Source organism: Gordonia sp. NPDC062954 (genome assembly GCF_044543825.1).
In the GTDB taxonomy this organism is placed as follows: Bacteria; Actinomycetota; Actinomycetes; order Mycobacteriales; family Mycobacteriaceae; genus Gordonia; species Gordonia tangerina.
The window spans coordinates 1-23,608 of record NZ_JBITWL010000001.1; the positions used below are offsets into that span (position 1 = coordinate 1).

Annotated in this window: 20 protein-coding genes, 1 rRNA gene and 1 pseudogene; 3 read left to right on the top strand and 19 right to left on the bottom strand. The window is 66.8% G+C overall.

Annotation, left to right across the window (positions count from 1 at the left end; genetic code table 11):
- The 19 genes from ACIGKQ_RS00005 to infC all read right to left on the bottom strand — a co-directional run.
- Nucleotides 1-93: ribosomal RNA gene (locus tag ACIGKQ_RS00005) — 16S ribosomal RNA — on the bottom strand; the annotation flags it as partial.
- A 462-nt stretch (nt 94-555) separates the two neighbouring features.
- Nucleotides 556-1,851 carry a tyrosine--tRNA ligase gene (gene tyrS / locus ACIGKQ_RS00010; protein WP_235723055.1) on the bottom strand — a complete coding sequence of 432 codons (1,296 nt, stop codon included), beginning with the start codon at nt 1,849-1,851 and terminating at the stop codon, nt 556-558.
- Nucleotides 1,852-1,900: 49 nt separating this feature from the next.
- Entirely contained in the window at nt 1,901-2,128 is a 228-nt protein-coding gene (locus ACIGKQ_RS00015) for a Trm112 family protein (protein ID WP_235723056.1), read from the bottom strand.
- A 66-nt stretch (nt 2,129-2,194) separates the two neighbouring features.
- Nucleotides 2,195-5,206 (bottom strand): AMP-binding protein, encoded by a 3,012-nt coding sequence (locus ACIGKQ_RS00020; RefSeq protein ID WP_235723057.1) that lies wholly within the window; start codon nt 5,204-5,206, stop codon nt 2,195-2,197.
- Between the two features lie 80 nt (nt 5,207-5,286).
- Nucleotides 5,287-6,729: an argininosuccinate lyase gene (gene argH / locus ACIGKQ_RS00025; RefSeq protein ID WP_235723058.1), complete on the bottom strand. Its 1,443-nt coding sequence runs from the start codon at nt 6,727-6,729 to the stop codon at nt 5,287-5,289.
- Nucleotides 6,726-7,925: an argininosuccinate synthase gene (locus tag ACIGKQ_RS00030; RefSeq protein ID WP_235723059.1), complete on the bottom strand. Its 1,200-nt coding sequence runs from the start codon at nt 7,923-7,925 to the stop codon at nt 6,726-6,728. Before ACIGKQ_RS00030 ends, argH begins: the two co-directional genes overlap by 4 nt.
- A gap of 132 nt (nt 7,926-8,057) precedes the next feature.
- Entirely contained in the window at nt 8,058-8,603 is a 546-nt protein-coding gene (locus tag ACIGKQ_RS00035; RefSeq protein WP_235723060.1) for an arginine repressor, read from the bottom strand.
- Entirely contained in the window at nt 8,603-9,523 is a 921-nt protein-coding gene (argF, locus tag ACIGKQ_RS00040; protein WP_235723061.1) for an ornithine carbamoyltransferase, read from the bottom strand. Before argF ends, ACIGKQ_RS00035 begins: the two co-directional genes overlap by 1 nt.
- 2 nt (nt 9,524-9,525) lie before the next feature.
- Nucleotides 9,526-10,713, bottom strand: coding sequence for an acetylornithine transaminase (locus ACIGKQ_RS00045; protein WP_396571877.1), 1,188 nt, complete (start codon nt 10,711-10,713; stop codon nt 9,526-9,528).
- The gene (gene argB / locus ACIGKQ_RS00050) at nt 10,710-11,612 is read right to left on the bottom strand and encodes an acetylglutamate kinase (protein WP_235723063.1); all 903 of its coding nucleotides are present in this window, start codon (nt 11,610-11,612) and stop codon (nt 10,710-10,712) included. Before argB ends, ACIGKQ_RS00045 begins: the two co-directional genes overlap by 4 nt.
- Nucleotides 11,609-12,847 carry a bifunctional glutamate N-acetyltransferase/amino-acid acetyltransferase ArgJ gene (argJ, locus tag ACIGKQ_RS00055; RefSeq protein WP_235723064.1) on the bottom strand — a complete coding sequence of 413 codons (1,239 nt, stop codon included), beginning with the start codon at nt 12,845-12,847 and terminating at the stop codon, nt 11,609-11,611. Before argJ ends, argB begins: the two co-directional genes overlap by 4 nt.
- Nucleotides 12,844-13,881, bottom strand: coding sequence for an N-acetyl-gamma-glutamyl-phosphate reductase (argC, locus tag ACIGKQ_RS00060; protein WP_235723065.1), 1,038 nt, complete (start codon nt 13,879-13,881; stop codon nt 12,844-12,846). The genes argJ and argC overlap by 4 nt, the downstream gene beginning before the upstream one ends.
- 386 nt (nt 13,882-14,267) lie before the next feature.
- Nucleotides 14,268-16,739, bottom strand: coding sequence for a phenylalanine--tRNA ligase subunit beta (gene pheT, locus ACIGKQ_RS00065; protein ID WP_396571879.1), 2,472 nt, complete (start codon nt 16,737-16,739; stop codon nt 14,268-14,270).
- 61 nt (nt 16,740-16,800) lie between these two features.
- Complete coding sequence (pheS, locus tag ACIGKQ_RS00070; protein ID WP_235723067.1) at nt 16,801-17,862, bottom strand: phenylalanine--tRNA ligase subunit alpha; 1,062 nt, start codon at nt 17,860-17,862, stop codon at nt 16,801-16,803.
- Nucleotides 17,863-17,967: 105 nt separating this feature from the next.
- Nucleotides 17,968-19,287 carry an acyltransferase gene (locus ACIGKQ_RS00075; protein ID WP_287014990.1) on the bottom strand — a complete coding sequence of 440 codons (1,320 nt, stop codon included), beginning with the start codon at nt 19,285-19,287 and terminating at the stop codon, nt 17,968-17,970.
- 100 nt (nt 19,288-19,387) lie between these two features.
- Nucleotides 19,388-20,185, bottom strand: coding sequence for a TrmH family RNA methyltransferase (locus ACIGKQ_RS00080; protein WP_396571881.1), 798 nt, complete (start codon nt 20,183-20,185; stop codon nt 19,388-19,390).
- Nucleotides 20,186-20,216: 31 nt separating this feature from the next.
- Nucleotides 20,217-20,597: a 50S ribosomal protein L20 gene (gene rplT / locus ACIGKQ_RS00085; protein WP_396571882.1), complete on the bottom strand. Its 381-nt coding sequence runs from the start codon at nt 20,595-20,597 to the stop codon at nt 20,217-20,219.
- A 62-nt stretch (nt 20,598-20,659) separates the two neighbouring features.
- Nucleotides 20,660-20,854 (bottom strand): 50S ribosomal protein L35, encoded by a 195-nt coding sequence (gene rpmI, locus ACIGKQ_RS00090; protein WP_235723071.1) that lies wholly within the window; start codon nt 20,852-20,854, stop codon nt 20,660-20,662.
- A 108-nt stretch (nt 20,855-20,962) separates the two neighbouring features.
- Nucleotides 20,963-21,559, bottom strand: a complete 597-nt coding sequence (infC, locus tag ACIGKQ_RS00095) for a translation initiation factor IF-3 (protein WP_235723255.1) — start codon at nt 21,557-21,559, stop codon at nt 20,963-20,965.
- A gap of 299 nt (nt 21,560-21,858) precedes the next feature.
- On the opposite strand from infC, the gene ACIGKQ_RS00100 reads away from it, so the two are divergent.
- The 3 genes and pseudogenes from ACIGKQ_RS00100 (at nt 21,859) to ACIGKQ_RS00110 (ending at nt 23,598) form a co-directional block, all read left to right on the top strand.
- A complete protein-coding gene (locus tag ACIGKQ_RS00100) occupies nt 21,859-22,302 on the top strand; it encodes a DUF1844 domain-containing protein (RefSeq protein ID WP_287014992.1) in 444 nt (147 codons plus the stop codon).
- A 129-nt stretch (nt 22,303-22,431) separates the two neighbouring features.
- Nucleotides 22,432-22,614: pseudogene (locus ACIGKQ_RS00105) on the top strand (PspA domain-containing protein); the annotation flags it as partial.
- Nucleotides 22,615-22,716: 102 nt separating this feature from the next.
- Nucleotides 22,717-23,598, top strand: a complete 882-nt coding sequence (locus ACIGKQ_RS00110) for a type IV toxin-antitoxin system AbiEi family antitoxin domain-containing protein (RefSeq protein WP_396571885.1) — start codon at nt 22,717-22,719, stop codon at nt 23,596-23,598.
- The last annotated feature ends 10 nt before the right edge of the window (nt 23,599-23,608 follow it).

Genomic DNA, 23,608 nt, shown 5'->3' on the forward strand with positions numbered 1-23,608 from the left:
GAGCACCCAGCAAGCTGGGCCTTTCCGTTCGACTTGCATGTGTTAAGCACGCCGCCAGCGTTCGTCCTGAGCCAGGATCAAACTCTCCATGAAAAAACACTGAAACCAAAAAGTTTCAACACAATCAGGAAAGCAAAACCTGACAAAAACAATCCAAAAAACTGGCAAAAAACTCCACAGACATCCCACACACGAGGAGTGCAGGACATCCACAAAACCAATGCCACAAAAAATGGCATCAGACAATCCATCAACACACTATCGAGTTCTCAAAGAACACACACCCGCTGATACGTCCCCTTCTAAGAGGCGTTCATCTGCGAGCTGATGTTCAGAAGTGTTACTCTCGTCTCCGAGGCAACTCTTCTAGCCTACCCGGTCGGATTCCGGTGCGCAAGTCTTTGCGTCCCGGACCCCTGGCCGGCTCCGCAATGTTCCGAAACGGCTAGGTTCGGACACTCTGCTTCTGCCCGGTTCCTGTCGGCTCCGGGAAGTTGCTCTCTGCGGTGCGTCGATTAAGTTACACAGACGAGAACAACGCGTCAAATCGCCTGGTCAGAGGACTACGCGTGCTCCAGCGAAACTCTTCTTGCCTCGGCGGATCACCAACCAGCGACCGTGTAGTAAATCGCCTGCCTCCGGCCGCCAATCCGCGTCGCTCATCTTCACATTGTTGACGTATGCGCCGCCTTCACCGATCGCACGGCGCGCCGCCTTGTTGCTCTCGGACAAACCCGTGTCGACGAGCAGCTCCACCAGTGTGGGGCTCGTTCCCGCGTAATCGGCGACCGTGGTCTCACCCACGGCCGCGGCGAGCGTGCCCTCATCGAGATCAGCCAATTCAGCCCTACCGAACAGAGCCTGACTGGCCAATTCGGCGGCGGCGGTATGCGCGGCGCCGTGGATCAGCGTGGTCATCTCCGCGGCCAGACGCTTTTGCGCGAGCCGGAGGTGCGGCGTTTCCTCGGTAGCCCGCGCGAGGTCGTCGATCTCGTCTCGTCCGAGGAAGGTGAACCACCGCAGGTACCGCACCACGTCGGCGTCTGCGGTGTTCACGAAGTACTGATACCAGGCATATGGGCTGGTCAGCTCCGGGTCCAGCCACAGGCTGCCGCCGCCGGTGGACTTCCCGAACTTCTTGCCGTCCGACGACGTGACGAGTGGCACCGTCATCCCGTGCAGTGACGTCGCGTCCAGTCGGCGCGCGAGATCGACACCGCCGACGATGTTTCCCCATTGATCGGAACCACCGACCTGGAGTACACATCCGTGCCTGCGGTTGAGTTCCACGAAGTCATTGGACTGCAGCAGCAGGTAGCTGAACTCGGCGTAGCTCATTCCGTCCGACTCAAGCCGGCGCTTGACGGTGTCGCGAGCCAGCATCACATTGACGGAGAAGTGCTTGCCCAGGTCCCGGAGGAACTCGACGGCACTGAGCTGTTGAGTCCAGTCGAGGTTGTTGACCACCAATGCGCCGGTGGGCGAGTCGTCAATGCTCACGAACCGGCGCAGCTGTCCGCCGATCCGGTCGGCCCAGTCGGCCACGGTGTCAGGTGCGTTCATCGCGCGTTCGCCGACATCGCGTGGGTCACCGATGAGTCCGGTCGCGCCACCGGCCAGCACGATCGGTCGATGCCCCGCCTCCTGGAACCGGCGCAGCGTGAGCAGTGGGACGAGGTGTCCGGCGTGCAGGCTCGATGCCGTCGGGTCGAATCCGGCATACAGGGTGATCGGTCCGCGCGCGATCTCAGCGCGGAGATCGTCGAGGTCGGTCGACTGCGCGATCAGGCCACGCCACTCGAGTTCGGAGAGGATGTCGGTCGTCGGCCGGTCAGACGTCTCGGTACTCACGACTCGATCCTGTCACCTGGGCGGTCCGTCGCGATCACCTACCCACAGGTCAGACAGACCCGGATGCGTCGCCGGTGATCCGGGCGTGTTCGTCGTCGGCCACGGCACGCGCCTCGTCGGCGAGCATGACCGGGATGCCGTCGGAATCGATCCGGTAGGCCACCCGCAGCCGTGGGTTGTACAACTCATCGCCGGCATCGAGCAGCGGACCACGATCCTGCGGGCACACCAGCCGCTCCCGCGTGATCGGATCGATGGATTCGGCTCGTGTCGCCATGTCCGCGCAGTCCCCTCGTCGTTCACCGTGTACTAGGGCTTCACTCTATCGCCCGCCGCGCTGACCTCAGTGATCACTGGCAGCCGGGGCGTTGCCACCGGCGCCGGCTTGTACCGACCACCCCATCGTCGCCGCCGCCGACCGCGTGTACCTGCGATAACGCCCCTCGCTGTCCCGGTACCACACCTTCGAGCCCGGTCGCGGTAGACCGCGTTGCGCGAAGCCGGACGACAGTGGGCGGTAGGCGTCGGAGACGGGAATCTCATCGACCAGGTGGATCAGATGGGGACGCTGTTCGGCGACGAATTCGCCGAGGGCAATGCGCAATTGGGTCACGGTCAAGGATTCCGCCGGGTGATCTGCGCGTAGCGTCAACGCGGCTACCGCCACTTGCCGGCCCGGCGCACCGACTCCATAGGCAACCGCTTGATCGACCGGTTCCATTTGCGACAGGATCGCCTCGATCGGCGGGATGAACACCGGGCCGTCGGAGGTTCGGATGATGTTGTCCAGCGACCCCAGGAACCACAGATCGTCATCGACGTCGCGGACGAACAGATGTCCGGAAACCTCCCACCGGTCCTGAGGGGTGAAGACGTCGCGTAGCACTGTCGCCGAAGTGTCGAATCGATGCCGGGCGCGGGCCAGAAGCAGCCCAGGCTCGCCCACCGCAGCCTTGCGGACGAAACCATGGTCATCGATCACGAGCCGATCGGCGGCGAGGTCATAGGCCGCCACCTCCAGCGGGTTCGTCTCCGGCAGCGGACGCCCCATCGACCCGACCTTGTTCGCGGACACGTTGGCGAGAATCGCCGAGCCGTCCGCGGTGGCGAAGAACTCCAGCACGCGTGCGCGGGGGAAATGCTCCATGACGTCGTCCCACAGTCCCACCGGCATTCCCGAACCCATGAACAGCCGGATCGGGTTGTGCTGGTTGATGCGGAACCCTTCGGCGCGCACGATCTCCCGCATCATCGTCCACGTGTAGGAGACCACGGTGATCCCGTAGCGGTTGACCTCGGCGGTGAAGGTGTCAGGATCTATTCCGTTGGACAGCGCGATCCGTGACCGCCCCACCACGGTGGCGCCGAGCGTGGTGAGCAGGCCGGATGCGTGATGTAGCGGCGGCAGGCAGTACACGGTGTCACGATCGGTGAGACCCGCCGCCGATGCCGCTCCGAATGCCGACTGCGCGAACCGATGGTTGGTCACCGGCCACGGAGCCAACTGACCCGCGCTGCGGGTGAACAGGATGAACGCGAGGTCACCGGCCAGACCGGGGTCCGGTCGATACCACGTGGGCATCACCACTTCGGCGGGATCGATCTGTTCCATGTCGATCACCGATGTGCCGTCCGCCTCGGAGATCGACCGCGACCCGCCACTGCCGCCACCGAGCACCAACACCCGGTCGCACACACCGGACGCCTCCGACAGATGTCCTGGGTCGGTGACCACGACCGAAGCGTCGGCCAGCCGCAGCATCTCCCGCATGTCGCCATCGGCGGCGAGCATGACGGCGACCGCGCCGAGTCGTGACAAGGCCGCCACCACCACCAGCGCACTGGGGCGCGTCTCCATCAGCACGCCGATGTGCTGGCCCGGCCGCACCCCGCAAGACACGAGGCCGGCGACCACGTTGTCGATTCGCGTGTTGACGTCCGCATGGGAAAGCACACGGTTCTCGAACAGGAACAGTTCCTGCTCGGGTGCACGCTTGCAGTTCTCCGACATCAACTTTCCGAGCGAGATCCGGGTACCCGACTGGATCTGGCCGAGCCGGAACAGGCGCGGCACGGTGCGCACCGATTCCTGTGCCACTGCCCGCGTGGTGCGCTGCAGCGAGTTGGCCATCACCAGCAGTTCGCGCGAGACGCCACCGCCGGCGTCTGCCAGTGAGCCGAGCCCGTGGGTGATCCGCGACGACAGGCTCACGCCCGAGCCGTGCGGATCATCGTCGTCGGTCATGTCCTCGACGAGCGGCGGACGTTCGCCGAGTCCGGCTTGCCACAACACCCAGTCCGAGGTGGTCGGCCAGGTATGTGCCCCTGCGGTACTACCCACCACCAAACCGAAATGTCCGACCGGTACGCGGGACTCGAAGACGGCGGCAGCCGGTGCCGCGCGGCGTATTCCACGTACCGCCTGAGGCTGACCGATGTCGTCGGCCTCACCTACGAAAGCCAGTACCGGGCAAGTGATCTCGGTGAGTGAAACCAGGTCTCCATTGATCACGAACCCACCCGACATCATCCGGTTGTGCACCACGAACTGCCGGAGTAGTTCCGCGACCGCCGGGCCCGACCACGCGACCCACCCCTCGGCCTCGATGAAGCGCCGCTGGTCCTCCCGCGGCAGCAACGCGTCCCGGTTGTGTAGTTTGCGCAGGAAGTCGATCCGGCTGCGCGCGGTCTTCACCGGGTCGACCAGCTGGAATCCGGCTCGAGCCATCCAGCCGGGTACCCACAGACGGTTGAACACCTTGTCGGCGAGGATCTCGGCACTCGGGACCACCAGGGCCGGCGGCAGCCCGAGCGGCAGCGCCGCGAGCACATCGACCGGACTACCGAAGGTGATCAGGCTCGCGATGCCCGTGGACTGGCGATACGCCGCGGTCTGATACGCGAACATGCCACCTTGCGAGTAACCCGCGAGATGGACGTCTTTCCCACTGGACTCGATGATCAGGTCGATGGCACGGCTCACGGCCACGATGTGGTCGGCGAGGGTCCGCTCCATGCCGCCCTCTTCGGAGTCCGGTGAGCCGAAGTCGATCACGAACGGGGTGATCCCCGCCCGATGCAGCACCGAGACCGCACCATTGTGTTCGGTCACGTCATAAACGTTGGCCGACACCATCATCGGCGGGACGAGCAGAATCTGCGGTCCGGTGCTGGGGGTGTCCGGGAAATACCGGCGGAGCCGGAACATCTTCGATGTCTCCACCACGTTGAACGGCGCCGGCTCGGTTCCGGTGTCGAGTCCGCCGAAACGCAGCACCTCGAGGCCGTTCTGCGCGGTGGCGAGAACCCGGTCCACCGCGGCGCCGACGTCGGGCAATGCGGGTAGGCCCACCATGACGTCGTTCCCCTCCCGTAGTCGTTCACGTGATGCACGTCACTGTACCGACCTCCCCGCGGGCGGCGTCATCAGCGTACTCAGATGGTTGGCGTCTCCACGCCTCTCGACCATTCGGCGCGCCGCCGGGCCACGTCGGCGCGGACATCGGACAACTGACGGGCGACCTGAACCGAGGCCGTCCCGCCCTGGGCGTTGCGTGATTCGATGGAACCCCGGACGGTCAACACTTCACGCACCTCCGGCCGGAGATCGGGGCTGATCGACGCGAGCGTGGCATCGTCGAGATCGGCCAGGCCGACTCCGCGCTCCTCGGCGGCACGAACACTCGCACCGGCCACCTCGTGCGCTACCCGGAACGGAATTCCTTGGCGCACCATCCATTCAGCGATGTCGGTGGCCAGGGTGAAACCAGCCGGGGCGAGTTCGGCCATGCGGTCGGTGTGAAACTCCAGCGTCGCGACCAGGCCGGTGATCGCCGGTAGCAGCAGGTCCAACTGGGCCACCGAGTCGAATACCGGCTCCTTGTCCTCCTGAAGATCGCGGTTGTAGGCCAACGGTTGGGCCTTCAGCGTCGCGAGCAGACCGGTTAGGTTTCCGATGAGCCTGCCGGACTTGCCGCGAGTGAGTTCGGCGACATCCGGGTTCTTCTTCTGCGGCATGATCGAACTGCCCGTCGACCAGGCGTCAGCAAGCGTCACATACCCGAATTCCGGTGTGCTCCACAGGATGATCTCTTCGGACAGCCGGGACAGATCGACCCCGATCATCGCCAAAACGAAGGCTCCCTCAGCGGCGAAATCGCGCGACGAGGTGGCATCGATGGAGTTCTCGGCCGCGCGGTCGAACCCCAGGTCCGTCGCGATCGCCGCCGGATCCAGTCCCAGTGATGACCCGGCCAGCGCGCCGGAACCATACGGCGACACCGCGGTTCGCCGGTCTGCGTCGGCCAGCCGATCGATGTCGCGGAGCAATGGGTGCGCGTGTGCGAGCAGATGATGCGCCAGCAGAACCGGTTGCGCGGCCTGCAGATGCGTCTTACCCGGCATCACCGCGTCCGGGTGCGACTCGGCCTGGTCGGCCAGGGCGTCGACGACATCGAGCAAGCCAAGGGCCACACGACGCATCGCGGCGCGCAGCCACATCCGGAACAGCGTGGCAACCTGATCGTTGCGTGAACGACCGGCGCGCAGACGCCCGCCGAGCTCCGGCCCGACCCGCTCGATCAGCCCGCGCTCGAGCGCTCCGTGCACGTCCTCATCACTCTGTGCTGGGACAAAGGTGCCGTCGGCGACGTCGGCGGCGAGCTGCGACAACCCGGCGAGCATCGCCGCACGGTCCGCGTCGCTGAGCAGGCCGGCGCGATGCAGGACCCGCGCATGCGCCATCGACGCCTCGATGTCGAAAGGTGCCAGCGCCCAATCGAAGTGAGTGGACTTACTCAGGGCGGCCATGGCGGCGGCGGGTCCGTCGGCGAACCGACCGCCCCACAGCGAGCCCTCGTTGGTGCCGTGCGAGCTCACAGGTCGAGATCTCGCTTGGCCGCGATCTTCGAGGACAGGCCGTGCAGCTCGACGAATCCGCGTGCGGCGGACTGGTCGAAGCTGTCGCCCTCGTCGTAGGTGGCGAGGTTGAAGTCGTAGAGCGACTCACCACTGCGCCGGCCGGTGACCGCGATGTGCCCGCCGTGCAGGACGAGGCGGATGTCGCCGCTGACGTGCTCCTGGGTGGAGGCGACGAAAGCGTCCAACGACCGCTTCAACGGAGAGAACCACAGTCCGTCATAGACCAGTTCGGCCCACTTCTGGTCGGTGTGCCGCTTGTAGCGGCCCAGCTCTCGTTCCAACGTCACATGTTCGAGTTCCTCGTGGGCGCGGATCAGCACCATGGCGCCGGGGGCCTCGTAGACCTCACGGCTCTTGATGCCCACCAGTCGGTCCTCGACGACGTCGAGACGGCCGACACCCTGTGCACCGGCGCGGCGATTGAGTTCCTGGATGGCCTCGAGGACACTGACCGGACGGCCGTCGATGGCGACCGGGCGACCTTTCTCGAAGGTGATGATGACCTCGTCGGGCGAGTTCCAGTTGATGGTCGGGTCGTCGGTGTAGTCGTAGACGTCCTTGGTGGGCGCGTTCCACAGGTCCTCGAGGAACCCGGTCTCCACTGCTCGGCCCCACACGTTCTGGTCGATCGAGAACGGCGACTTCTTGGTGACGTTGATCGGGATGTCGTTCTCCTCGGCGAAGCTGATCGCCTTCTCACGCGTCCACGCGTAGTCGCGGACCGGTGCCAGGACCTGCAGGTCGGGAGCCAGGGTGGCGAAACCCACCTCGAAACGCACCTGATCGTTGCCCTTGCCGGTGCATCCGTGGGCCACGACGGTGCCGCCGTGATTGCGGGCGGCGGTGACGAGGTGCTTGGCGATCAGCGGGCGTGAGATCGCCGAGACCAACGGATAACGATCCATGTAGAGCGCATTGGAGTTGATCGTCGCCAGGCAGTACTCGTCTGCGAACTCGTCGCGTGCGTCGACGACGACGGCCTCCACCGCACCGCAGTCCAGCGCACGTTGACGGACGACATCCATGTCCTCGCCGCCCTGGCCGAGGTCGAGGGCAACCGCGACGACCTCCTTGCCGGTCTCCTTGCCGATCCAGCTGATCGCGACCGAGGTGTCGAGACCTCCCGAGTACGCGAGTACGACGCGTTCCGCCATGTGTTTGTCTCCTCTGTGTGCTGCGCGCCGGCGCGGGCGTCCTCCCGCTCGTGGCGCGTTGTGAGTTGATTGTTCTCTTGTGGGCTGTGGCGCGTGGCCACTATCTGAAGCTGTCCGGAACGGGCCGCGTGGTTACACGAGGCCCTCGATTCGTCGGGCGAGTTCGGCACCGTCGATCGGTTCCCGGGCCACCACGAAGATGGTGTCATCCCCGGCGATCGTGCCTACCACGTCGGGTAGGCTCGCGCGGTCGATGGCGCTGGCGAGGTAATGGGCGGCGCCGGGCGGGGTCCGCAGCACAGCCAGATTGCCACTGGAGTCGGTGGACACGAGCAACTCCGCCAGCAGTCGGGAGAGACGGTCGGTACCGCCGAAGACGCCGCGCACCGGCGACCCGTCCTCTGGGACCACGTAGCGACCGATGCCGCCGTCGGCGCCGCGTAACTTGATCGCACCGAGTTCGTCCAGATCCCGGGAGAGCGTCGCCTGGGTGGCCTCGATGCCCTGGTCGGCGAGCAGGTGCTGCAGTTCGGCTTGGCTTCGTACCTGGTGGGCGGCCAACAGATCGACGATGCGCGCGTGCCGTCCGGCCTTGGTCGCCGCCAGCCGGGTCTCGCCCGCGGTGAGGCGGGACGAGGGGGCTGCCGACCGGGCCGTGGGAGTGCGTTCTGCGGTCATCACTGCCTCAACAACCAGACCAGCAGCGCCTTCTGGGCGTGCAGCCGGTTCTCCGCCTCATCGATGACCACGCTGGCCGGGCCATCGATCACGGCGTCGGTGATCTCCTCGCCGCGGTGTGCGGGCAGACAGTGCAGCACGATGGCGCCGGGGTCAGCTTGTGCCAGCAGCTCGTCGTTGATCTGGTACGGCCGGAAGGGTCCTTTGCGATCCTTCCCGTCGGTCTCCTGACCCATCGATGTCCAGGTGTCGGTGACCAGCACATCGGCGCCGGCCACCGCGGTCGCCGGGTCGGCGACGACCCGCACCGAGCCGCCGGCCTGCTCGGCACGCGCCCGAACCGCCTCCAGCACCTCGGCTGCCGGCTCGAAACCGGTTGGCGCACTGATGGTCACATGCATCCCCGCGGTGACGCCACCGAGTGCCAGCGAATGGGCCATGTTGTTTGCGCCGTCGCCGAGGTAGGTCATCGCCAAGCCGGCGGGGGGCCCCTTGCGTTCGATGATGGTCTGCAGATCCGCGAGTACCTGGCACGGATGGAAGGTGTCCGACAACGCGTTGATCACCGGCACCGTCGCCGTGGATGCCATCGCCTCGAGGCGGTCCTGACCGAAGGTCCGCCACACGATCGCATCGACGAATCGCGAGAGCACCCGCCCGGTGTCCTCGATGGTCTCGTCACGCCCCAGTTGGGTGGTGGTGCCGTCGACGACGACAGCGTGCCCGCCGAGCTGCGCTATCCCCATTTCGAAAGAGAAGCGGGTACGGGTCGAGTTCTTGTCGAAGATCACCCCCACCCCGCGCGGCCCCTCGAGGGGCCGCTGTGCGAACGGCGATGCCTTGAGCTCGGCGGCCAGAGCCAACACCTCGGCCTGCTCCGCCGGCGACAGGTCGTCGTCACGCAGAAAGTGCCTCGTCATTCCTACTCCCCCTGCTCGTCTGCGGCCGCCTGGTCCAGGATCGCGGGCAAAGCGGCGACGAAGCCTGCCCCCTGTTCTTCGGTGAGGATCAGCGGTGGCGCCAACCGCAGTACATCCGGCGCGGGCGCGTTGATCAGGAATCCCGCGTCACGCGCGGCCCTCTCGGCCCGCGCGGCGAGCGGGTTGCGCAGCACGACACCGAGCAGCAGACCCGCCCCGCGCACATGGGACACCTGTGGATGATCGAGTTCCTCGATGCCCGTCGCGATCGATTTGCCCACCGCGGCCACCTGATCGACGAGCCCCTCTTCCTCGATGACCCGCAGAACCGCAAGCGCCGCAGCCGTACACGTCGGATTCCCACCGAAGGTGGTGCCGTGCTGGCCCGGCTCGAACAGGTCGGCGGCGCGACCGGTGGCAATGCAGGCCCCGATCGGCAACCCGCCGCCGAGCCCCTTCGCCAGGGTCATCACGTCGGGTACCACGCCTGCGGACTGGTGGGCGAAGAACGCGCCGGTACGTGCGATTCCGGTCTGCACCTCGTCGAAGATCAGCAGCGCTCCGCGTTCGGAAGTGATCCGCCGCGCTTCGGCGAGGAAACCGTTGGGCGGCACCACGACACCACTTTCCCCGAGAATGGGTTCGAGGATGACCGCCGCGGTGCGGTCGGTGACCGCGGCGTCGAGCGCCGCGACATCTCCGTAGGGGACGAACCGCACACCGGGCGGCATGGGCTCGAACGGAGCACGTTTCGCCGGCTGACCGGTCATCGCGAGCGCACCCATGGTGCGACCGTGGAAGGCCCGCTCGGCGGCGATGATCTCCGGCCTACCGGTCAGCCGGGCGAGCTTGAACGCCGCCTCGTTCGCCTCGGTGCCCGAGTTGCAGAAGAACACGCGACCGGAATGGCCGAACTTGTCGAGCAGGCGCTCGGCCAGTTCCACTGCGGGCGCACTGACGTAGAGGTTGGAGACGTGCCCCAGGGTCTGCATCTGGGTGGTGACGGCGTCGATCAGGGCCGGGTGGGCATGTCCGAGTGCATTGACCGCGATCCCGCCGAGCAGATCAAGGTACTCCTTGCCGTCGGCGTCGCGCACCACGGCACCGGACCCACTGGTCAACGCGATCGCCGGGGTGCCGTAGTTGTTCATCAGTGCGGCCGACCACCGCTGCTGCAACGGTTCTGTCATGCGAGTTCCCCCTCGTTGTCGGCGGTCACGGTGGTGCCGGTCGAGCTCTCGGTCAGGAGTTGGGCGATCACCGAATGCGGTACGCGCCCGTCGATCACGTGGGCCGCCCGCACCCCTCCGGTGACGGCTCGCAGGCAGGCCTCCATCTTCGGCACCATTCCAGCGTCGAGTGATCCCAGCAGCGCCGCGAGGCGGTCGGTGCCGATCTGCGCGACCAGCGACGTACGGTCTGGCCAGTCGGTGTAAAGGCCCTCGATGTCGGTCAGCACCACCAGCCGCGACGCGCCTAGCGCCTCCGCGAGCGCACCCGCGGCGGTGTCGGCGTTGATGTTGTGCACCACTCCGTCACGATCCGGGGCGATGGTGGACACCACCGGAATCCGGCCGGCGGCCACGAGATCGAGCACCGCCGAGGTGTTGACCGAGGTGATGTCGCCGACGAGACCGATGTCGGTCGCGACACCATCCACCCGCACGGTTCGCCGGGTCGCGGTGAACAAGTGCGCGTCCTCGCCGGTGATACCGACCGCGTACGGGCCATGCGAGTTGATCAGGCCGACGAGTTCACGTCCGACCTGTCCGAACAACACCATCCGGGCGACGTCCATCACCTCGGGAGTGGTGACGCGGAACCCGCCGCGGAACTCACCCTCGAGGCCGAGTCGCTTGAGCATCGCCGAGATCTGCGGTCCCCCGCCATGCACCACGACAGGATGAATTCCACAGGCGCGCAACAACACCATGTCTGCGGCAAAGGCACATTTGAGGTCGTCGTCGACCATCGCGTTGCCGCCGTACTTGACCACCACGGTCGCACCGTGGAGTGACTGCAGTGCCGGCAACGACTCGGCGAGCACCATCGCCTTGTCGAGAGCGCTCAGCTCTGATTTCCCGCTCATGACGAATACGCCGAATTCTCTTCGACGTACGCGTGCGAGAGGTCGGTGGTGCGGATACTGGCCGACGCGTCTCCCTGCCCGAGTTCGATGCGGACCGCGATGTCCTCACCCGACAGGTCGACATCGCGTGCGCCGGCCACTCCACAGCCGGCCTCGCAGACCGGGGTCCCGTTGAACGACACCGCGATCCGGTCCGGGTCGATCGTCACCGATGCCATGCCCACTGCAGCCAGCACGCGACCCCAGTTGGGGTCGGATCCGAACAGCGCCGTCTTGACCAGGGAATCCCGTGCGACGCTCCGCCCGACCGTCACGGCGTCGTCCTCGGTCCGGGCGCCGGCCACGGTGATCACGATGCGCTTGGTGACGCCCTCGGCGTCGGCCATCAGCTGCGCGGCCAGGTCGTCGCACACGGCGAGTACCGCGGCGTCGAGATCGGCCTGGTCGACCGGTATCTGGCTGGCCCCGGAACTCAGCAGCAACACGGTGTCGTTGGTGGAGCACGAGCCGTCGACGTCGAGTCGGTCAAATGTCAGTGCGGTAGCGCGACGCAACGCGGCGTCGAGTTGCTCGGCACCGACCTGTGCGTCGGTGGTGAGCACACACAGCATGGTGGCCAGCGAGGGCGCGAGCATGCCCGCCCCCTTCGCCATGCCGCCGACGTTGAATCCCTGCGGATGATGCAGGGCAGCCTGTTTCGGAACGGTGTCGGTGGTCATGATCGCGTGCGCGGCGTCGGTTCCGCCGGACAGTCCCCCGCCCATCTCGTGCACGATCTCGGTGACCCCGCCCAGCACACGATCCATCGGCAGCCGATCACCGATCAGTCCGGTGGAGCACACCGCAACCTCGACGGCACCGGTCTCGGTCCCCCAGTTGCTGAGCGCATCGGCGACCGCCTCGGCTGTTGCGTGAGTGTCCTGGAAGCCGCCCGGGCCGGTACAGGCGTTGGCGCCGCCGGAGTTGAGGACGACGGCACGCAACCGGCCGGCGGTGAGCACCTGTCGGCTCCACAGCACCGGCGCCGCCTGCACCTGATTGCGGGTGAAGACTCCGGCCGCGGCGTACTCCGGTCCCTCGTTGAAGACCAGCGCGAGGTCCGGAGCGCCGGAAGCCTTGATGCCGGCGGCGATTCCCGCCGCCCGGAATCCCAACGGCGCGGTGACACCCTGCGCCCGCACGAGGCGGGGCGCGTCGAGCGGGGCTCCCGGAGTGATCCGATCGTCTGCGGTCACGGTGCCACCCCCACGGTGCTCAGACCCTCGGCCTCATCCCAGCCGAGCGCGAGGTTCATCGATTGGACTGCTGCGCCGCCGGTGCCCTTGGTCAGGTTGTCGATGGCGCCCACCGCAACCAGCGTCTGGGCTCGCTCGTCGACGGTGACCGCCAGCTGGACGGCGTTGCCACCCATCACCGAACCGGTGCTCGGCAGTGCGCCTTCGGGCAGTAGATGCACGAATGTCTCGTCACCGTAGGCCTTCTCGTAAGCGGCCCGCACCTCAGCAGTCGACGCGGAGGTGCGCGCGGTGCAGGTGGCGAGGATACCTCGCGCCATCGGCGCCAACACCGGGGTGAACGACACGGTGACCGGCGTGCCGGCCGCCTCCGACAACGCCTGAGAGATCTCGGGGGTGTGCCGATGGACGCCACCCACGCCGTACGCCCGTGCCGAGCCGATGACCTCCGAGGCGAGCAGATCCACCTTGGGGGACCGGCCGGCGCCCGACGCCCCGGTCACCGCGACCACCGTGACATGCGGGTCCACCAGACCGGCTGCGATGGCCGGCCGCAACGCCAGAATCGACACGGTGGGATAGCAGCCCGGGACCGCGATTCGCGAGGCGTCGCGCAGTCGGTCACGGTTGCCGGGCAGTTCGGGCAGACCGTATGGCCAGGTCCCGGCATGTTCGCTGCCGTAGTAGTCGAGCCAGTCCTGCGCGTTCTGCAACCGATGATCGGCGCCGCAATCGATGATGAGCGTCGACGGCGGCAAGGCATCGGCGATCTCGCCGGACGTACCGTGCGGCAGACCGAGGAACACGACGTCGTGACCGGCGAGCACCTCGGGGGTGGTGTCCTCAAGGATCCGGTCGGCCAGCGGCAACAGGTGCGGATGCAGGGATCCCAGCGTGCTACCGGCGTTGCCCCCGGCGGTCAGTGCACCGATCTCGAGGTCCCCGGTGCGCAGGCGCGGATGCCCGCAGAGAAGCCGAAGGATCTCACCACCCGCATAGCCGCTCGCACCGGCGACTGCCACCCTGATCGTCATATGATGATTATGCACGCTGATGCAAATCAATTCAGCGGCGGGGTCTCGATACGCCGGCTCGCTTCGCTCGCGCGGCTACTCGACCAGCAAAAAGGGGCAGACCACTCCACTCACAGCCGCACCACCAGCAAAAAGGGGCAGACCACTCCACTCACGATCACACCACCAGCAAAAGGCCAGCCCACTCCACTCACGATCACACCACCAGCAAAAGGCCAGCCCACTCCACTCACAGTCACACCACCAGCAAAAAGGGGCAACCCACTCCACTCACGATCACACCACCAGCAAAAGGCCAGCCCACTTCACTCACAGTCACACCACCAGCAAAAAGGGGCAGCCCACTCCAGTCACGATCACGTCACGAGCAGATGGGCAGGTCTGCGTCAGCGCATACGCGCGCCGACCTGTGCACCTGCATGGGCGACGGCGGCGAGTTTCGCCTCGTTGGCCTCGTCTTCGGTCAGCGTGCGGTCGGCGGCGCGGAAACGCAGCGCAAACGTGAGCGATTTGCTGCCCGTACCCACCTGTTCGCCCGTGAACACGTCGAACAAGTCGATCGCCTCGAGCAGCTCTCCGGCGCCGTCGCGCAACGCGGCCTGTACGTCGGCGGCGGCAACGGTGTCGTCGACCACCACCGCCACGTCCTGCAGGACGGCCGGGAATGGTGACACCTGCGGGGCGGGCAGCTGTTCGACGATGGGCACCGCATCGAGATCGATCTCCACCGCGCACAACCGCCTGGGTAGGCCCGCACGTTCCAGCACCGCCGGATGCAGTTCACCGGCAAATCCTACGGTTGTGCCGTCAACGCTGATCCGTGCACACCGACCCGGATGCCATGGACGACGCTCGGCCGAGGTCAGCTGTACCTCGACCCCGGCTGCGCGCGCAATCGTGCGGGCGGCCTCGAAGGCGTCGACATGGTCGGCCACTCGCCCGGGGCCCCATGGGCCGGCGGGATCGCGCAGTCCGGTGAGGGCGACCGCTACATGTAAGGGCTGATGCGGTAGCGACGCGTCGAGAGCCGCGATATCGGATTCGGCGGGTCGTTGCGAGACATCAAGAGCGCCAACCGGCTCGACATTGTCGCCGGCGAAAACCACCTGCCCGATCGTGTACAGCGAGAGATCGCGCTGGCCGCGCGCGATGTTGCGTGCCGCCATTTCCAGCAGCCCCGGCAACAGTGTGGTGTTCAGTTCGGGGCGTTCGGATTCCAGCGGGTTGAGCACCGTGACGGTACGCCGGCGATCGTCGTCGGCCGGCAGATCCCAGACGTCGAACACCCCGGCCGGCATGAACGGATAAGGCAGGACCTCGACAAAACCGTCGAGCGCAAGCGTGCGCCCGACTGCGCGGCGTCGACGCTGCGGGGCGGTCAAGCCGGTGCCGGCCGGTGCGCGCGGCACCACAGCCGGGATGTCCTCGAGCCCTTCGAGCCGAAGGACCTCCTCGACGAGGTCCGCACGCTGGCGAAGATCCGGCCGCCAGGACGGCGGGGTCACCTCGAGGCGTTCGCCACCCTCGACCACGCATCCCACCTCCCGCAGCCGCGCCGCAGTGGTGCCGGCGGGATAGGTCAGGCCCGCGGTCCGGTCGGGTTCGTCGGCGGGGATCGAGATCGCCGACGGTGTCGGCACAACCGCCCGCGCCTCACTCAACGGCGAGGTCACCGAACCGCCCGCGATGTCGACGATGAGCTGTGCCGCGCGATCCGACGCCGCCGCCGTGACCTCGGGGTCGACGGTGCGTTCGAAGCGCTTACTCGCCTCCGAGGTGAGTTTGTGGCGTTTACCGGTGCGAAAGACACGGACCGGATCGAAGGTGGCCGACTCCAGCAGGACCGTCGTGGTGGCGGCACCGACCTCGGTGGCTCCGCCGCCCATGACCCCGGCGAGCGCGACCGGACCGCTCTCGTCGGCGATCACCACGTCCTCGGTGTCGAGTACCCGATCGACACCGTCGAGTGTGGTGAGCTTCTCCCCCGGTTGCGCCGAGCGCACCGTGATGGTGCCGGTCAGCTTGTCGGCGTCGAACGCATGCAGCGGCTGGCCGAGCTCGATCATCACGTAGTTGGTAATGTCCACGATCGCGGAGATCGGGCGGATACCGGCGACCATCAAGCGCTTCTGCATCCACCACGGCGACACCGCCGTCGCGTCGACACCGGAGATGACGCGCGCCGTGTAGCGGGTGGCCGACGAGTCGTCGTCGATGGCGACCGGCCAGGCGTCACCCGTCGCGTCCGAGGCGGTAGCGGCGAGCGCAGGATCGACGAACGGCACCTCGAAGCTGCCGGCGAGTTCGCGACCCAGGCCGCGGACCGAGAATGCGTATCCGCGGTCGGGCGTGACGTTGACGTCGATGGCCGCATCATCGAGGCCGAGCACCTCACGGGCATCCGCACCCGGCTCGGCGGTGCCCGGCGCCAACACCAGGATTCCGCTGTGATCGTTGCCGATCCCGAGCTCGGAGACCGAGCAGATCATGCCATCGGAGATACGCCCATAGGTCTTGCGGGAGGCGATCTCGAAAGGACCGGGCAACACTACACCCGGCAGCGCCGCGACGATGAGATCACCTTCAGCGAAATTGCGTGCGCCGCAGACGATGCCACGGGGTTCGTCCTCCCCGACCGCCACCGTGCAGAACCGGATCGGCTTCTTGAACTCGGTGAGTTCCTCGATGGTCTCCACCCGACCGATCACCAGCGAGCCGGTGATCGTCGGGAATGCGTCGATGTCCTCGATCTCGAATCCGACCCGGACAAAGGCCTGGTCGATCTCGTCGGCGGTCGCCGACCACTGGGGATCGCCCTGCCGGAGGACCTCGGTGTACCAGGACTGTGGGGCACGCACGTCAACCAACTTCTTTCATCGATCGGGTCTCGTGGGACGGATTTCCGGGCGGTGGCGTCGGTCAGACTGCCGGGCCGAAGGGGACGGTGAAGCGAATGTCACCTTCGACCATGTCGCGCATGTCGGAGATGTCGTTGCGGAACTGCAGGGTCCGCTCGAGCCCCATGCCGAAGGCGAAACCGGAGTAGACGTCGGGGTCGATTCCGCTGGCCCGCAGCACATTCGGATTGACCATGCCGCAACCGCCCCACTCGACCCAGCCGGGTCCACCCTTCTTACCGGGGAACCACACGTCGACCTCTGCCGAGGGCTCGGTGAACGGGAAGTAACTCGCCCGCATCCGCGTGGTGGTCTCCGGACCGAACAGTGCGCGGGCGAACACCTCGAGGGTGCCGCGCAGATTCGCCAGGGTCAGCCCCTTGTCGACGGCCAGTCCCTCGATCTGATGGAACACGGGGGTGTGCGTGGCGTCGAGTTCGTCGGTGCGGAAGGTTCGGCCCGGGCAGGCCACGTAGATAGGCAGGTCGCGACTGAGCATCGAACGCACCTGCACCGGCGAGGTGTGCGTGCGCAGGACCTGGCGCGATCCTTCGGGTGCGATGTAGAACGTGTCCTGCATAGAGCGGGCGGGATGGTCGGGCAGGAAGTTGAGTGCGTCGAAGTTGTGGTGCTCGGTCTCGACCTCGGGCCCTTCGGCGATTTCCCAGCCCATCCCCACGAAGACGTCGGCGACCTGTTCGGCGATCACCGTGATGGGATGGCGCGCGCCGACGCGGCGCCGCGCACTGGGCAGGGTGACGTCGACGGCCTCGGCGACCAGAACGGCGGCATCGCGTTCGGCCTGCAACGATGTGGTGCGCAGATCGAGCGCGGCACTGACGCGACCGCGGACCTCGTTGACCAGTTTGCCCGCTGAGGAACGCTGGTCCTTTGGAAGGCTGCCGAGCGCCCGCCGCGCCAGCGCGACGGGAGACCGATCGCCGAGGTGCGCGGTCTTGGCCCGCGCGAGTTCGTCGAGATCTCCGGCGGCGTCGAATGCCGCGACGGCGGCCGCCGCTGCGGCGTCGAGTTCCTGCGGTTCGGGGAACCGGATCTCTGGGGCGTCGTCGGCAGAGCTGGCCACGGTCGGCGGTCTCCTCGGGATCGAAAACGGGCGTCTAGGTGCGGCTACAACAGTAGACGAGCCGCTGGTGGTGCCGCGGCGCAGGTTCCTCGCCGGCGGCCCGCTTCAACGCCGACCGGCCATCGCTCTCGCGAGTAGAGCGCCGGTAACCGCGACTGCAGCCCACACGAGCCCGTCGTCGACGAGACCGTTGCGCGCAGTCATCAACGTCGCGCCACCGGTGACGACGAGAGCACCCGACACCATGAGGTCACGCGACCGGGCGGCGCCGGTCGCAACCGGCCCATCCCACCAGGGCAACAAGCGGTTCTCGAACACGGACAAGGCAGCGACCGCCGGAACCATGGCACCCAGCAGCAGCACCGTCTGGGTGCCGACGACCACTCCGAACAGGGCAGCACCCTGCGCGGGGTCACGGCTGAGTCCGATCGACTGCCCGGCGACGATGAGCAGCGCAAGCATCGGCAGGTGCCAGAGGTACAGGGTCATCGCACCCCGGTTGCCCGACACCACCCACCACCAGATGCGAGCCCTCGAGGCCAGCCTCGCCAACGGGCGGCGCACGGCGATCGCGGCGCCACACAACACGATCGCGTGACCGGCGAGCAACAGACTGGGCGGGTTCATGTTCGACACCTGTTGCCCCGGCACGGTCACCAGCGACTTCTCGTACGGACCAACGGAGACCAGTGCGATGTCGACGATGAGTAACCCGAGTGCACCGGCAGCGGCCTGCCGTGGTGACACCAACCCTTTGGCGTACGCGACACCGAGGATCGCGGGAATCGACCACACCGTCAGAAACGACAGATAGCCGACTGTCGGCCAACCCACGGCGAGTCTGAGCACGTCGACCACTGCGGTGATCCCCCACGCCGTCGCGAGTGCGACCACAACATGCACCGGTACGCAGATGCGTTGCAGCAGCGGGACGATGGCGAGCACAAGGAGGTACGCACCGAGGAACCAGAGCAATTGCACACCGAGACGGGCGACCACATCGGCGGCGGCGTCGGCGCCGACCGCGGACGTCGTCATGCTCGTGGCGAGCACCGCGAGCAGATACCAGAACACCGGCCGGAGCAACCGTTGGGCCCGGGTGAACAGCCAGTGGCCGGCGGCGGGCATGGGTCCTGCGGAGAGTCCGTAGGTGGCAGCTGCCGCGCCTGCGAAGAAGAACAACGGCAGGACCTGCAACAACCAGGTGGCGGCCTGCAGCATCGGGAAGTCGGCGAGCAGATTGCCGAGCGTGAGGCCCCCGGCGTCGACGGTGACCGTCAACATCACCGAATGACCTGCGATGACGACGACGAGCGACGTCAACCGGATCAGGTCGATCACCCGGTCTCGGTCACCGGTCAGTGCGTCGAGATCAGATGCGGAGGGCAGACGCCCACGACGGCGCGCAGTGTCGGTGCTGGTCATGGTGCCAGCGTGGCCTGTCATGAGCTGCCGGACCTGAGCACAACTACTCAGATCGGCCGCGCAAACACCCGCCGCTGTGTGAGGTGGCGGGACGCGGGGATCACGCGAGGTGATGCTGTCGGGCGCTCGCGTACAGACAGATCGCGGCTGCCGACGCCAGGTTCAGGCTCTCGGCTCGACCGCGGATGGGGATGGCGACACGATGGTCGGCAGCGGCTGCGACATCGTCGGGCAATCCGTGGGCCTCGTTGCCGAACAACCATGCGGTCGGTCCGGAGAGGATGTCGTCGGCGTCGTCGAGGGATAGTTCACCGTCGGCGGCCGTCGCCAGGGTGGTGATGCCAGCGGACCGGATTCCGGCCAGACCGTCGGCCACGTCGCGGTGGCGTACGACCGGGAGGTGGAAGACACTGCCCGCCGAGGCCCGCACGCATTTGGCGTTGTGTGGATCGACCGCGTCGCCGAGCAGGATCATCGCGTCCGCACCCATGGCGTCGGCGCAGCGGATCAATGTTCCTGCGTTGCCGGGCTCGCGTGGTTCGATGGCGACCGCGAGCAGCGCCGGCTGCGCGTCGAGCACCGCCGACAGGGTCCGGTCCAGCAACGTGCAGACCGCGAAGATCCCCGGTGGCGTGGTGGATTCGGAGAGCTTGTTTACCGCGCGGTCGGACAGCATCTCGATCACCACGCCGGCGGATCGGGCCTCATCGATCAAAGGCGCGTGGCGCTCGATATCGCCCTCGCCGACGAGTACTCGTTCGGCGCGTCCGGTCGCCAGCGCGGCACCGACGGAATTTGGTCCCTCCACCAGAAACCGGCCCTCGGCCCGACGAACCGAGGTGCGATGGAGCTTCGCATACGACACGACCCGTGTGGAACGTTCGGAGAGAACTTCCATCACGGGTCGTGTGCGGGTGTGGCTGTCGCGATCAGGCAGCCGGTGCGTTCACGTCGGAGGGCAGCGCCTTGCGGGCGACCTCGACGAGACCGGTGAATGCCTCGGGATCGGTGACGGCGATGTCGGCGAGAACCTTGCGATCCACCTCGACACCGGCGGCCTTGAGGCCCTGGATCAGCCGGTTGTAGGTGAGGTCGTTGGCGCGGGCCGCGGCGTTGATACGCGAGATCCACAGCTTGCGGAACTCACCCTTGCGGGCACGACGGTCCCGGTAGGCGTAGGTCATCGAGTGGAGCTGCTGCTCCTTCGCCTTGCGGTACAGACGCGAACGCTGTCCGCGGTAACCCTTGGATGCCTCCAGGGTCGAACGACGCTTCTTCTGGGCGTTCACCGCCCGTTTCACGCGTGCCATGTGTCAATCCTTTGTTCGTCAGATGTTGGTGTCGACCGTCGCCGGGGGATCCCCCCGTCGGGTCACTTGTTCAGCAGTCGCTTGATGCGCGGGGCGTCGCTGTCGCTCACGACGGCGATGCCGTCGAGGCGGCGGGTGCGCCGCGAGGACTTGTGCTCCAACAAGTGGCGACGATTGGCCTTCTGGCGAACGACCTTGCCGCTGCCGGTCACCTTGAAACGCTTGGCGGTACCCTTGTGGGTCTTACTCTTCGGCATGTTCTTCCTTCATTCGGGCGAACGAAACCACCCGTGGTCGCCACGGGTGTGTCTCGCACGCTGCGGTCAGTGTCTGAGCGACCGGACGGCGCTGGGCCATCCGATCGGCTACTGGCTGGTCTTCTCGTCCTGGGCGGCGGCCGCAGGCTTGGGACCGCGGTCGCGACCCTGCTGGGCCTTCTGTCGCGTCTTCGCACCCTTGTGCGGTGCCAGCACCATGGTCATGTTGCGGCCGTCCTGCTTGGCCGAGGTCTCGATGAAGCCGTAGTCGGCGACGTCGTTGCCCAGGCGTTGCAGAAGTCGGTAGCCCAGTTCGGGGCGCGACTGCTCGCGACCGCGGAACATGATGGTCACCTTCACCTTGGATCCGGCCTCGAGGAACCTGACGACGTGACCCTTCTTGGTCTCGTAATCGTGGTCGTCGATCTTCGGGCGGAGCTTCTGCTCCTTGATGACGGTCATCTGCTGGTTGCGACGCGACTCGCGCTGCTTCTGGGCGGCTTCGTACTTGAACTTGCCGTAGTCCATGATCTTGCACACGGGTGGCCGTGCGTCCGGCGCGACCTCGACCAAGTCGAGATCGGCCTCGTAGGCCAGGCGAAGCGCATCTTCAACACGCACGATGCCCACCTGCTCCGAGTTGGGTCCGACGAGTCGGACCTCAGGGACGCGGATGCGCTCGTTGATGCGGGTCTCAGTGCTGATGGGGCCTCCTTGATCAGTTCTTCTCTGGTGACCGCCAGGAGTCGTGACTCCGGTGGCAGGAGGATCGCTCTCAGCAGAAGAGCCCCGGGACGCTGATCGCATCCGCAGGGCTCCGATACCGACCGGTTCGCCGACGCACACGTCGAACCGACGCGTTCGCGCAGCTCAGCGGCTTCGCGACCATCGGCGTGAACCGGACCGTACAACTGCGGACTGGCCGCGTCGTGACGGTGGGAGCGGAACTCCACTTGCGACCCCGGCGCGAACCGGGGCGGTCGTACTGTGGGAGTCTAGCAGCCATGACCGAGAAATCCTATTCGTCACCTGCGCAGATGCCCGGTGAGGGCGATCCGGGAGGGAGCGACGGGGCACTCGGTCCGGAGCAGACCGACATGGATAACGTGCGCGATCTGGCCGATATTCCGTCCATCGAGGTCATCACGCGCGCGATCGTGATGTTGATGAGCGCGTCCGCGGAGAAGCTCGGTCTGGCGGAGGGTGCCGACCCCGACAGCGTGGACCTCGACGAAGCACGCAAACTGATCACCGCCCTGGCCGGGCTCGTCGATGCGTCGAAGGCCGACCTCGGGGTTCATGCCGCGCCCATCCGCGACGGCCTCAAGCAACTGCAGTTGGCGTTCCGCGACGCGAGCGCCTATCCGGACGAGCCGGGCGAGGGTCCGGGAGAGAAGTACACCGGTCCGGTGCGCGACCGACGTCGCTCACCCGGAGGCGCGACGTAGGCTGGAGGGGTGACCAGCCACACACCGAAGGACCCGAACCCGGACGTCATCGAGGGTGAGGTCGTCGCCGACCCGGCATCGGCTCCCCCGGCGACGTCCGAGTCCGTCCCACCGGTCACCGACCCCTAGTCGGGCGTGCCCACCTTCGACTTCGTCCGCGACAAGATCGAGAACCGCATCTCCACCGCTATCGGCAGCGAGGAACTGGCCCATGCCAGCCCCGAGGGCCGGCAAGTCGACGAGATGATGCGCACGCGCGACGAGGCCGCCAAACGCAAGCTCGACGAGATCCGCAAGTCCATGGGCAAGTAGCCCCCAGCCCCCGGTTTCGTAGTACGAACCGGCGTTTTTCGTACAGTTCGGACTACGAGAACTGAGGTGGAACCGTCAGTGGCGCCGGTGCGTCCAATCCGCATGACGGATTTGGCAGCGTTGCGCAGGATGATCGCCGATCACGACGGGGTGTTCAGCCTCACCCAGGCGACTGCCTGCGGCGTCAGCGCCGACGGTGCCCGACGTCGTGTCGCTTCCGGTGAGTGGATTCGCGTGACCCGCTCGGTCTATCGCGTCGCGGACCGGCTGCTCGACGACCGCATGCGTGCCCGAATCGCGGTTCTCTCCGCGGGACCGGGCGCGGCGCTCTGCAGCGGAAGCGCTGCGTGGTGGCACGGCCTGATCCCCCACCCACGGTCGACGATCACGGTGATCACGCCGCACGGCCGACGCGGTCGGCCGGTGCCGGGCGCCCGCGTTTGGCACCGCACGCTGCACGCCGCAGATCTGACCGCCATCGACGGCCTGCCTGTGACGCAGGTGCCGCTGACTGTGCTCGACGCCGCCGTCGACATCGGCGTGCGGGTGATGGACAACGCGCTGCTCAATCAGCACACAACACTGTCTGCGCTCATTGAGGCGCAGAAGCGCAACGCGGGACGACGAGGCTCGCCGCGTTCGCGTGCGATGTTGGCCGCCATGTCGTCCGGTGCGCGCTCGGAGGGCGAACGCAAGACAGTGGCCCTGCTCGAGTCGTCGGACATCGTCGGATGGACGCAGAACCATCCCGCGTGTGGGTACGTGCTCGACATCGCGATCCCCGACCACAAGATCGACATCGAGATCGACGGCTTCGCCTTCCACAGCGATGCCGACGCGTTCCAACACGACCGGGAAAGACAGAACAACCTCATTGCCAACGGCTGGACCGTGCTCCGGTTCACGTGGCACGACATCACCACGCGCCCGCTGTGGGTCCTCGCCCAGATCCGGGCCGCCGTCAAGCAGGCGACCGCGGCATAAGCCTCCCCGG